At 63.0% G+C, this 10,717-nt stretch carries 11 protein-coding genes; 5 read left to right on the forward strand and 6 right to left on the reverse strand.

What is annotated here, in order from left to right; translation table 11 throughout:
• The first annotated feature begins 187 nt into the window (after window positions 1-187).
• Complete coding sequence (locus NKI99_RS16040) at window positions 188-1,657, forward strand: M48 family metalloprotease (protein ID WP_127267258.1); 1,470 nt, start codon at window positions 188-190, stop codon at window positions 1,655-1,657.
• Between the two features lie 24 nt (window positions 1,658-1,681).
• On the opposite strand, the gene NKI99_RS16045 is transcribed toward NKI99_RS16040, so the two are convergent.
• On the reverse strand, window positions 1,682-2,545 hold the full coding sequence (locus NKI99_RS16045) for an RNA polymerase factor sigma-32 (RefSeq protein ID WP_023814301.1): 864 nt from the start codon (window positions 2,543-2,545) through the stop codon (window positions 1,682-1,684).
• A gap of 323 nt (window positions 2,546-2,868) precedes the next feature.
• On the opposite strand from NKI99_RS16045, the gene NKI99_RS16050 reads away from it, so the two are divergent.
• From NKI99_RS16050 to NKI99_RS16060, 3 genes are all read left to right on the forward strand, one after another.
• Window positions 2,869-3,642, forward strand: a complete 774-nt coding sequence (locus NKI99_RS16050; RefSeq protein WP_128305517.1) for an amino acid ABC transporter substrate-binding protein — start codon at window positions 2,869-2,871, stop codon at window positions 3,640-3,642.
• Window positions 3,643-3,780: 138 nt separating this feature from the next.
• Window positions 3,781-4,461, forward strand: a complete 681-nt coding sequence (locus NKI99_RS16055) for an amino acid ABC transporter permease (RefSeq protein WP_031213968.1) — start codon at window positions 3,781-3,783, stop codon at window positions 4,459-4,461.
• A complete protein-coding gene (locus NKI99_RS16060) occupies window positions 4,458-5,228 on the forward strand; it encodes an amino acid ABC transporter ATP-binding protein (RefSeq protein WP_352611410.1) in 771 nt (256 codons plus the stop codon). The genes NKI99_RS16055 and NKI99_RS16060 overlap by 4 nt, the downstream gene beginning before the upstream one ends.
• A 64-nt stretch (window positions 5,229-5,292) precedes the next feature.
• Here the strand turns inward: NKI99_RS16060 and NKI99_RS16065 are convergent, their stop codons facing one another.
• Together NKI99_RS16065 and NKI99_RS16070 are read right to left on the reverse strand one after the other, a co-directional pair.
• Window positions 5,293-5,910 carry a LysE family translocator gene (locus tag NKI99_RS16065; RefSeq protein WP_352611411.1) on the reverse strand — a complete coding sequence of 206 codons (618 nt, stop codon included), beginning with the start codon at window positions 5,908-5,910 and terminating at the stop codon, window positions 5,293-5,295.
• Window positions 5,911-6,067: 157 nt separating this feature from the next.
• Window positions 6,068-6,727, reverse strand: coding sequence for a response regulator (locus tag NKI99_RS16070; protein ID WP_352440949.1), 660 nt, complete (start codon window positions 6,725-6,727; stop codon window positions 6,068-6,070).
• Window positions 6,728-6,943: 216 nt separating this feature from the next.
• Here NKI99_RS16070 and NKI99_RS16075 point away from each other — a divergent pair, with 216 nt between their 5' ends.
• Entirely contained in the window at window positions 6,944-8,626 is a 1,683-nt protein-coding gene (locus NKI99_RS16075) for a hybrid sensor histidine kinase/response regulator (RefSeq protein WP_352611412.1), read from the forward strand.
• Window positions 8,627-8,798: 172 nt separating this feature from the next.
• On the opposite strand, the gene NKI99_RS16080 is transcribed toward NKI99_RS16075, so the two are convergent.
• From NKI99_RS16080 to NKI99_RS16090, 3 genes are all read right to left on the reverse strand, one after another.
• On the reverse strand, window positions 8,799-9,380 hold the full coding sequence (locus NKI99_RS16080; protein ID WP_013529179.1) for a CarD family transcriptional regulator: 582 nt from the start codon (window positions 9,378-9,380) through the stop codon (window positions 8,799-8,801).
• A 366-nt stretch (window positions 9,381-9,746) separates the two neighbouring features.
• On the reverse strand, window positions 9,747-10,085 hold the full coding sequence (gene fdxA / locus NKI99_RS16085) for a ferredoxin FdxA (protein WP_023699302.1): 339 nt from the start codon (window positions 10,083-10,085) through the stop codon (window positions 9,747-9,749).
• Window positions 10,086-10,319: 234 nt separating this feature from the next.
• Entirely contained in the window at window positions 10,320-10,706 is a 387-nt protein-coding gene (locus NKI99_RS16090) for an RNA-binding S4 domain-containing protein (RefSeq protein ID WP_127297242.1), read from the reverse strand.
• Window positions 10,707-10,717: the final 11 nt, after the last annotated feature.

The raw sequence follows: 10,717 nt of genomic DNA on the forward strand, positions 1-10,717 counted from the left end.
GCCCTACCGGTCCGGCACAGGCCGTGATTTGCCTGCAGTATCCGCCGCCGCCGTAAGGGACGGGCACGGATGCTGCAGCAGTTTGAGATAGCGCATGACACGTTCCGAAGATCGCCCCCGATTTTCGTGATCATGCGCCGGGACCCGAAAGGAAGCCGTTCTGGCGATCGGCGCTAACACATTGGGAATGAAACCGCTGGCGCGCTTTCTCGCGCTGGCTGGCTTTGCCGTGGCGTTGGCAAGCTGCCAGATGTTCACGCCGCCGGAAGTTCAGGAATCCGGCTTCCAGCCTTCCGACAAGCCGATCACGGTGGACAATGTCGGCGCCAACAACAAGCTCGCCGAATTGGCCAAGGCGCAGCACCCGCGCATCCTGGCGACTTATGGCGGTGAATATTCCGACCCCAAGCTCGAACGCATGGTCGCCAAGGTGGTCGGTAGTTTGACGGTGGTGTCCGCCAACCCGACACAGACCTATCGCATCACCATTTTAAATTCGCCCAACGTCAACGCATTCGCGCTGCCGGGCGGCTATCTCTACATCACCCGCGGCCTCCTGGCGCTGGCCAATGATTCGGCCGAGCTTGCCGCCGTCATCGCGCATGAGATGGGCCACGTCACCGCCAATCACGGCCTGCAGCGCCAGCAACTGGAGGCCGAGGAAGGCCTGGCCACCAAGGTGGTTTCGGACGTGCTCGGCGACAGCCCGACCGCCAAGGCGGCGTTGATCCGTGGCAAGCTGAGGCTGGCGCAATTTTCGCGCAACCAGGAGCTGGAAGCCGACGCCATCGGCATCAAATCGATCGGCGAGGCCGGCTACGATCCTTTCGCCGCAGGCCGCTTCCTTCAATCGATGTCGGCCTATACCGATTTCCGCTCGATCAGCGGCGCCACCGATGCCAGCCTGGACTTCCTGGCCACGCACCCCAACACGCCGCAGCGCATCGATCTGGCGCAGCGCCATGCCCGCCAGTTCGGCGCGCCGGGCGTCGGCACGCGCGACCGCGATTCCTTCCTCGCCGGCATAGACGGCCTGCTCTATGGCGACACACCCGAGGAAGGCTATGTGCGCGGCGAAACCTTCCTGCACCCGGGCCTTGGCGTGTCGTTCACGGTGCCGGACGGCTTCATCATCGACAATTCGGCGGCAGCGGTGACGGCCACCGGCCCCGGCGACATAGCGATCCGTTTCGATGGCGTTTCCATCGACAAGAACCGGGCGCTGACGGACTATATCCGCAGCGGCTGGGTGGCTGGTCTCGTCGACAGCAGCGTCAAGCAGGAAACCATCAACGGCAATGAGGCGGCGACCGCGCATGCCGGCGCCGAAGGCTGGCAGTTCGACATTGCGGTCATCCGCGCCGGCGGCCAGGTCTACCGGCTGCTGACCGCGGCCCCTTCCGCCAGCACGTCGCTGGACACGATCGCCCGCTCGGTCAGCGGCTCGTTCCGGATTTTGAGCGCTGCCGAAAAGGCGGCGCTGAAGCCGCTGCACATCCGCGTCGTCACCGTCCAGCCTGGGCAGACGATGGGTTCGCTTTCGGCGCAGATGGTCGGCGTCGACCGCAAGCTCGACCTGTTCCGCGTGCTCAATGCGCTGTCGCCGGGTGCCGCCGTTTCGGCCGGCGACAAGGTCAAGATCGTCACCGACAAGTAGGCGCCGCTGGACGCCTGCCGCCGTTCAGGCGGCAGTCGCCATGAACTCCGGATTCTGCTTCACCAATGCGACCTTGAGCTTTTCCATGGCGCGGGCCTCGATCTGGCGGACGCGTTCCTTGGAGATGCCGAGCGTTTCGCCGAGCGCTTCGAGTGTGGCGCCCTCGTCGTTCAGCCGCCGTTCCTCGATGATCCTCAGTTCCCGTGCGTTGAGCGCGCGAAGCGCCTCCCTCAGCCAGAGCGAGCGGCGCGCGACATCGATCTTGTCGCCGACGATCTCGTCGGGCAGCGGATCGTCCGAAATCAGGAAATCCATGCGCTCGGTCGAACCCGCATCGTCGGCAATAGGCATGTTGAGCGAGGAGTCGGGCGCCGAGAGCCGCGAATCCATCATCGCCACATCGGCTTCGGAGACGCCAAGCGCCTCCGACACCTCGCGATAGAGCGTGGCGTTGGAGAGCGGCTCCGTGCCATTCGCCAACCGCGCGCGCAGGCGTCGCAAATTGAAGAACAGCGCCTTCTGGGCCGAGCTGGTGCCACCACGCACGATAGACCAGTTGCGCAGGATATAGTCCTGCATCGAGGCGCGAATCCACCATGTCGCATAGGTCGAGAACCGCACCTCGCGCTCCGGCTCGAAGCGGGCGGCGGCCTCGAGCAGTCCGACATGACCCTCCTGAACCAGGTCGCCGAGCGGCAGGCCGTAATGGCGGAATTTGGAGGCCATGGAAATGACCAGCCGCATATGGGCGACGGTGATGCTGTGCAGCGCGTTCTGGTCGTTGTCCTCTTTCCAGAGCAATGCAAGCCGATGCTCTTCGTCACGCTCGAGGTAGGGAGCCTTCATTGCCGCGCGGACCATGATCCGTCCTGCCGTGTCTTCCATCATGAGGCGCTCCCTGGGTGGTGCGGATGACTTTGCAAACTTGGCTGGCGCCCGGGTTGAAATGGCGGCGTCGTGCCCTACAACAGCCAGAACTGCCATGCGCGGGAAAGGTTCCGCGACCGTGGCGGCGGGATTGTGTTGCCTGAAGGATTCCCAGGACGGTTCGTGATGGCTGCGATGACGAGCAGAAAGTGCCATTTGGAGAATTAGGTTTCATAAACCGGTTGTTTTTGAAATTCTGTTCCTTATTTTTTCGGCTTGCATCTGTCAGTTTCCAGCGCTCACAAATATGCCGGCCAGCCGGCCAAGGACGGGATCACAGAAAAATGAAATGGCTCAAGTCGCTCATCATCGCCGGAACGCTGCAGGCCCTGGCTGTCACTGCAGGCCATGCCGGCGCCAATCTCGACCAGATCAAGCACGCCGGTGTCATCAAGGTCGGCACGGAAGGCACCTATGCGCCGTTCACCTACCATGACACGTCCGGTGCACTGGTCGGCTTCGACGTCGAAATCGCCAAGGCGATCGCCGACAAGCTTGGCGTCAAGGCCGAGTTCCTCGAAGGCAAGTGGGATGGACTGATCGCCGGCCTCGACGCCAATCGCTACGATGCCGTTATCAATCAGGTCGGCATCACCGACGCCCGCAAGGCAAAGTACGACTTCTCCGATCCCTACATCGCCTCCAAGGCGGTGCTGATCGTGCGCGGCGACAACACCGACATCAAGAGCTTCGCCGATCTCAAGGGCAAGAAGTCGGCGCAGTCGCTGACCTCGAATTTCGGCAAGCTGGCCGAAACGAACGGCGCCGAACTGGTCGGCACCGATGGCTTCGACCAGTCGATCCAGCTGCTTCTGACCGGCCGCGCCGACGCCACGATCAATGACAGTCTGTCGTTCCTCGACTTCAAGAAGCACAAGCCCGACGCCAATGTGAGGATCGCCGCGCAAGAGGAAAACGCCGACTATTCCGGCGTCATCGTGCGCAAGGGCGACCCGGAGCTGGTCGCCGCTATCAACAAGGCGCTGGCCGATATCAAGGCCGACGGCACCTACAAGAAGATCTCCGACACCTATTTCGGCCAGGACGTTTCGAAGTAATCCGGGAGGCGGGCCGGTCCGCCGCCCATGAGACTATCGAGCGGCGAGCCGTCTTTGACGGCCCGCCGCTTTTGTCGTGATATGGCCGACGCATTCTTGCTTTGACCAAGCTGCTTCGACCAATCTGGAGGGTCTTACGTGCCGCACTGGCTGCAACTGATGCTGGAGTCGCTGCCTTCGCTCCTGTGGGCGGCGCTGATCTTCACCGTGCCGCTGACGCTATTGTCCTTTGCTCTCGGCTTGACGGTCGGCCTGGGTGCTGCACTCGCCCGGCTGTTCGGCCCCAAGCCGCTGGTCGCGCTGGTGCGCTTCTATGTCTGGATCTTCCGCGGTACGCCGCTCCTGGTGCAGCTGTTCCTCATCTTCTACGGCCTGCCGTCGGTCGGGATCCTGCTCGACGCCTTCACGGCGGCGCTGATCGGCTTTACCTTGAACATCGGCGCCTACACGTCGGAAATCATCCGCGCGGCCATAGGCTCGGTGCCGAAAGGCCAGTGGGAAGCCGCCTATTCGATCGGCATGACCTGGGGCCAGGCGATGCGGCGCACCATTCTGCCGCAAGCCGGCCGGGTCGCGGTGCCGCCGCTCTCCAACACCTTCATCTCGCTGGTCAAGGACACGTCGCTGGCCGCCGCCATCACCGTGCCGGAGATGTTCCAGGCGGCGCAGCGCATCGTCGCCACCACCTATGAGCCGCTGATCCTCTATGTCGAGGCGGCGATCCTTTATCTGGCGCTGAGTTCGGTGCTGTCGGCCTTGCAGACGCGGCTGGAGATCCGGCTCAACCGCTATGGCGGCTTCCTGGAGGCACGCTCATGATCGGCCTCAGCAACATCGAAAAGCGCTTCGGCGACAATCTCGTGTTGAAGGGCGTGACGGTCACCATTGCCGAAGGCAGCGTCACGGCGCTGGTCGGACCTTCGGGCGGGGGGAAGAGCACCCTGCTGCGCTGCATCAACCTCCTGGAAATCCCGACCTCGGGCACGGTGCGGATCGGCGACGAGACGCTCGAATTCCACCTCGGCGGCAGGGTTCCGGCCAGGGATATCCAGCGCCTGCGGCTGCAGACCGGCATGGTGTTTCAGAATTTTCAACTGTTTCCGCATCGCACCGCGATCGAGAATGTCATGGAAGGGCTGGTGACGGTGCTGAGATGGCCGCCTGAGAGGGCACGCGAGCGGGCGCTGGCTTTGCTGGAGAAGGTGGGGATGGCGCACAAGGCCGACGCTTGGCCAGCGACCTTGTCGGGCGGCCAGCAGCAGCGCGTGGCGATCGCCCGCGCGTTGGCGCCGTCACCGAAAGTGCTGCTCTGCGACGAGCCGACTTCGGCGCTCGACCCGGAGCTGGCGCAAGAGGTGGTCGACGTGCTCGGCAAGCTCGCCAGCGAAGGCACGACCATGGTGATGGCGACGCATGATCTGCGCCTCGCCTCCAAGATCGCCCAGGAAGTGGTGTTCCTCGATGCCGGTCTCGTCGTCGAGAAGGGACCGGCCGCGGTGCTGTTCAACAATCCGGAGCAGCAACGGACCAAGCGCTTCATTGCGACGCTGAAGCAGGAGGCTGAGAAGGAAGGCGGCGGCGCGTAAGCGCGCGGCCCAGAGTGTGTTGAATTCGGGTGATGGCCCCAGCCGCGGCTTTTCATTTGCAGGTTCAGATATGATGGCTGACGAGCGCCACGCCAAGTCCGATGAGGATCGAACCGCATGTCTTGGGGATCACCCATCCGGCGCCGCCGCCAGTGAACCGGCCAACGGCGAGCGAGGCGATGCCGACCGCCGCCAGGTCGGCCATCGAGAAGATGAGATTGACGACGATGCCGAGGATGAGGAATTGCAACCCTACGGCAATGGCGGCTGACGGGTCCACGAACTGCGGCAGGAAGGTCAGGAAGAACAGTGCCGTCTTGGGATTGAGGATCTCGACGACCATGCTGTCGCGAAATGTGTTCGGCGCCGGCCTGGCACCGTCCTCGCCCATCCGGTTCCAGCCCAGGAACATGGCAAGGCCCAACGAAATAAGATATATGGCGCCCGCCAATCGGATCATCGAGAAAGCGACCGGCGCGTGTTCCATCAGTGCGGCGAGCCCGACCGCCGCGGCCAGGATGTGCACGTAACAGCCGAGATGAACACCCAGTGCCGCCATCAATCCCGCCTGACGGCCATGGGCCAGCGTTTGCGCGGTCATGTAGAGAATCGCCGGCCCTGGCATGCAGGCGAAGGCGAGCGTTGCGAGGGCGAACGGAATCCAAAGATCCAGCGACGGCATGACGGCTCCTCCCATGTGATCAAGCCGTGGGAGGAGTAGGCTGGGGGTCAGGCCGAAAACATACGGCAGATGCCGTATTTGGATCGTGATCGGGCTTGGCTAATCTGCCGATGGTTAAGGGGACGTTGCGGGGTTGCCCATCGTCGCGGCTGTGATGTCAGCCGGCGGGCAATCCCAGACGAACCGCGTAGACGGTTAGTTCGGCGGTGTTGTGGAGATTGAGCTTGCCCATCAGGTTTTCGCGATGCTTGCGAGCGGTCGGCAGGCTGATCCCCAACCGTTCGGCGATGTCGCGCGTGATCATGCCTTGCGCCACCAGTTGAAGGATCTGCCGTTCGCGCCGCGTCAGCGGCACCGGGGAGAGGATTTCCTGTGCGGCTATCGGCTCGCTGCCCCTGCCCATATCGCTGACGGCGAAGCGAACGGTTTTCGCCAGATAGGTGCCTCCGTTCTTGACCGCTTCGATGGCGACGCCAAGTTCCTCGGGATCGCCGTCCTTGGTCAGGTAGGCGTTGGCGCCGGCACTGAGCGCGGCGCGCACCGTCCTCGGCTCGATATTGGCCGTCAGCACCACGATCCGCAGGCGTGGCGCCAAGGTCCTGATGGTGGCGATGAACTGCATCCCGGCGACACCTGGCATGCCGAGGTCGAGGATCAAAAGGTCGGCGCGCGTGCTTCGCAGCTGGCCAAGCAGCGCCTCGCCATCCGCAGCCTCGGCGACGACCGAGACATTGTCCATTGCCGAGATGAGCAGCTTCAGCCCCTCGCGCACGATGGCATGGTCGTCGGCGAGTATGGCGGTGAGCGGGCGATTCATCACGGCACCATCCAGGACTGCAGCGGCGTATATGGATCAATCGCCAATCTATGCGAAACAGGTTGCCGGTAGATCAACGGTACCGGGGAAGACCGCCCGGAGAATACTTGGGGCAATTGGAGGGCTTCGATGCAGGAAGACAAGATACGCCAGGCCCTGATCGAACTCCTGTATCGCAATTCCTACGGCGTGGTCATCTCCAACATCGTGATCTAGATGGCGGCGGTCTATGTGCTGAGAACGGCCGTTTCCACCAATTGGCTGATCGGCTGGCTAGCGGCGCTGTATCTGCTGACGGCTATCCGGGTGCTGGCGTCGCGCCGGTTTTTCAGCCGCGCCCGGGATCGCCACTCGATCTTGCGCTGGGCATGGCTGGCTACGGCGTTTTCCTGCATGTCGGGCCTTCTGTGGGGTGTGCTTGGCTGGGTCGGCTTCATGCCCGAGGCGCCGATCGTGCTGTCCTTCACGGTCATTGTCCTGACTGGTCTCGTCTGCGGCACGGTGCCGTCTCTGTCGGCCTTTCCACCGGCGCTGGTTGGTTCCATCCTGGCAACGGTGGTGCCGGTCGCTCTTCGCTGCCTGACCACCCAAAGCGATATTTCCGGCGCCTTCCTGTTCCTGCTCGCATCGCTGGTGGCGATCAATTTCTACTACTGCCGTATCACCTACCGCATGCTGCGCGAAACCGTCAGCCTGCGATTGGAGAACGAAACGCTGGTCGAGCATCTGCAAGAGGAACGCGACAGGGCGCAAACCGCCGACCGTGCCAAGACGCGTTTTCTGGCGGCGGCGAGTCACGATCTGCGCCAACCGATCCATGCCCTGAGCCTGCTGGTCTCGACGCTTGCCGTTTTGGGGCAGCGCGGCGACGTACCCTCCGGCGAGGCGCGCGACCTGGCCAGCCGAGCGAAATCGGTTGTCAGCAACTTCAGTGGGCTGCTCAACGCTTTGCTCGATATCTCCCGGCTCGATGCGGGCATCGTCACGGTCGCGAGCGAGGCGGTGCCGCTGCGCGACCTCTTTGGTGATCTTCGCAATGAATTCGCCGCCGAGGCGAAACAGCGCGGACTTAGGTGGCGCGTGGTCGACAGCGGCCTCTACGTCGACAGCGACCCGATGATGCTGAAGCGCATTCTCAACAACCTGGTGTCGAATGCCTTTCGCTACACCAAGCAAGGTGGTGTCCTGCTGGGCTGTCGCCGGCGCGGCGCATGTGTGGAGATACAGGTCCTGGACAGCGGCCCCGGCATCCCCGCCGATCAGCAGGGGATGGTCTTCGAGGAGTTCGTGCAGTTGCAGAACCCGGCGCGGGACCGCACGCAAGGCCTGGGACTCGGGCTCGCCATCGTTCGCCGCACCGCCGAACTGTTGGGGCACCCCCTGAAATTGGCTTCGACATCCGGACGCGGTTCCCTGTTTTCCATCACCGTCGCGAAGGCCGGCGCGGTGCAAGCTCGCTTAGCGGTCGACACGACATCGCCGGTCAGCAGTGCCGCGGGCATCATCGTGGTCGAGGACGAGGGCGATGTTCTCGATGCCATGGTGCGCTTGCTCAGCCTGGAGGGACATCGTGTCTATCCCGGCCGCTCCGCCGGAGAGGCGCGGAAGGCCCATGCGGCGGCGCTGGCTGCCGGCGATGCGCCGGTCGACCTGATCATCGCAGACTACCGTCTCGAGAATGATACCACCGGCACCGACGCGATCCGTGCGCTTCACGCCCATATCGGCCGCGTTGTCCCGACCATCATCATCACCGGCGATACCTCGCCTTCGCGCCTCAAGGAGATCAGCGCCAGCGGCAGCCGCATCCTGCACAAGCCGATCGCCGACGAGGAATTGCGCGAAACCATTGCTGCGGTCTGCTTTGCTGGCAAGGCGACAAGTGGGGACAAACGTTAACCGAAAACGCGCGCTGGACGGCCCGGAGCGCGCCAGCAAGCCGCGATGCAGCACGCTGGTGCGCAGTACATCATCAACATCGAAGCCGCCGCCCGAAAGCAAAAGAGGCCCCGGTCAAACCGGAGCCTCCAATCGTTTCAGGCAGGATCTCTCGAATCAAAGGCGAGAAGGATCAGGCAGCTTCTTCCTGCTCGGCCTCTTCGTTGTCAGCCTTGGCGCCACGCTTAGGGCCCTTGTTGAGGTTGACCTCGATCAAGCGCACGGCTTCGGTTTCCGACATGCGGTTGACGGCCGCGATCTCGCGGGCCATGCGGTCGAGCGCCGCCTCATAGAGCTGGCGCTCGGAATAGGACTGCTCCGGCTGGTTGTCGGCACGGTAGAGGTCGCGCACGACTTCCGAGATCGAGATCAGGTCGCCCGAATTGATCTTCGCATCATATTCCTGGGCACGGCGCGACCACATGGTGCGCTTGACGCGGGCGCGGCCCTGCACGACCTTCAGCGCGCGCTCGACATAATCCTCTTCCGACAGCTTGCGCATGCCGATGGAGGTCGCCTTGGCGACCGGCACCTTCAGGCGCATCTTGTCCTTCGAAAAGTCGATGACGAACAGTTCCAGCTTGTGTCCAGCAACTTCCTGCTCGTCGATCGAGACGATCTGGCCGACGCCGTGCGCCGGGTAGACGATGTACTCGCCGGTCTTGAAACCGTGACGCGCAGCGGTGGACTTCTTCTGCGGGGTGATCGTTGCCATTACGCCCTGAACTCCTTGTTGTGGCACCGGCGTCCTGCCGGTCCGAACTCGCGCGATCGGGGAAGCCGATCGTTAGCCGCACAACAGATGAACCCATCGGAAAAGCCGGACCGGCAAACGCGACATTGCGACCGCCTGGCCCAGATCGCTCTGGTCCGAATGGGATTTTCACCTTTCAGTGATTTGGGGCGTCTGCGCCATAAATCGACGTTGTGTCACCGGCATGTTTCGCTGATGTAACACAAAAAGTCGGAAGAATCAAGGTTTTGCTGCACAAGCGAAGGCCACAGGCCAGCGCCGCCTGTCAAGCCGGTTAATGCGACGTGCCTCTTACCCAGCGTAATACCGGCCTTTGCGGCCGTGTTGTCAATCGCCTTCGCCGGGCTCTGCCGAGAAGTATTTCTCGAACTTGCCGGCCTCGCCGTCGAAGGATTTGGCGTCGGCCGGCGGTTCCTTCTTGGCGGTGATGTTGGGCCATTTGTCGGCGTATTCGGTGTTGACCTGCAGCCATTTGTCGAGGCCGGGTTCGGTGTCAGGCTTGATCGCGTCGGCCGGGCATTCCGGCTCGCAAACGCCGCAGTCGATGCACTCGTCGGGATGGATGACGAGCATGTTCTCGCCTTCGTAGAAACAGTCGACCGGACAGACTTCGATGCAGTCCATGTATTTGCATTTGATGCAATTGTCGGTCACGACATAGGTCATCGGTCGGCTCCGGGACGTCCCATTTTGTTGGGCTTTTTCCGTCAGGTAACGCCTTTGTCGACCGCTTGCAAGGGTAGCCATTGCGGACGGTGCCGGTGTTTCCGGAATGGAATTCCAGACTGAAGGCCCGGCGGAAGTCAGTCATGTCCCGCAGAGCGTCTGTTTGCCGGGCTCAGTTCTCGCCTCAGGCGTGCCGTTGTCCCAAAACCGCTGCGTGTTTTTGGACGCCAGGCATCAGTCTTCGCCGAGCAATCGGTCGGTCTGGCGACGTTCCTTCTTGGTCGGGCGGCCGCTGCCGGCCTCGCGCAGCCCCGGAATTGCATCGGGAGGGGCTTCGCCCTTCGGTGCGGGCGGTGGCGACATGTCCTCGTAAAGCGTACGGGCCTCCTCGGCCGGGCCGCGCCGCGTACCGGCGCCGAGCACCTTCCAGATGAAGATGCGGCGCTCGAGCGTGATGGTCAGGACGTCGCCTGGCTTGACCTGATCGGAGGCCTGCGCTGCTTTGTCGCGATTGATGCGGACGCGGCCGGCGACGACCAGTTTTGCCGCCAGCGAGCGCGATTTCACGGCGCGTGAGAAGAACAGCCATTTGTCGATGCGCTGGCGGCCTTCGGCAACCATCGAAGCGAGCC

This window comes from Mesorhizobium sp. M0239 (genome assembly GCF_040321815.1).
Taxonomy (GTDB): domain Bacteria; phylum Pseudomonadota; class Alphaproteobacteria; order Rhizobiales; family Rhizobiaceae; genus Mesorhizobium.

Coding starts and splice junctions, on each gene's coding strand:
- NKI99_RS16065 (WP_352611411.1), bottom strand. CDS start 5,910: ATGCCGTCGCTGGATCTTTGGATTCCGTTCGCCCTCGCAACGCTCGCC.
- NKI99_RS16090 (WP_127297242.1), bottom strand. CDS start 10,706: ATGGTTGCCGAAGGCCGCCAGCGCATCGACAAATGGCTGTTCTTCTCA.
- NKI99_RS16060 (WP_352611410.1), top strand. CDS start 4,458: ATGATCGGCCTCAGCAACATCGAAAAGCGCTTCGGCGACAATCTCGTG.
- NKI99_RS16080 (WP_013529179.1), bottom strand. CDS start 9,380: ATGGCAACGATCACCCCGCAGAAGAAGTCCACCGCTGCGCGTCACGGT.
- NKI99_RS16050 (WP_128305517.1), top strand. CDS start 2,869: ATGAAATGGCTCAAGTCGCTCATCATCGCCGGAACGCTGCAGGCCCTG.
- NKI99_RS16070 (WP_352440949.1), bottom strand. CDS start 6,727: ATGAATCGCCCGCTCACCGCCATACTCGCCGACGACCATGCCATCGTG.
- fdxA (WP_023699302.1), bottom strand. CDS start 10,085: ATGACCTATGTCGTGACCGACAATTGCATCAAATGCAAATACATGGAC.
- NKI99_RS16040 (WP_127267258.1), top strand. CDS start 188: ATGAAACCGCTGGCGCGCTTTCTCGCGCTGGCTGGCTTTGCCGTGGCG.
- NKI99_RS16045 (WP_023814301.1), bottom strand. CDS start 2,545: ATGATGGAAGACACGGCAGGACGGATCATGGTCCGCGCGGCAATGAAG.
- NKI99_RS16075 (WP_352611412.1), top strand. CDS start 6,944: ATGGCGGCGGTCTATGTGCTGAGAACGGCCGTTTCCACCAATTGGCTG.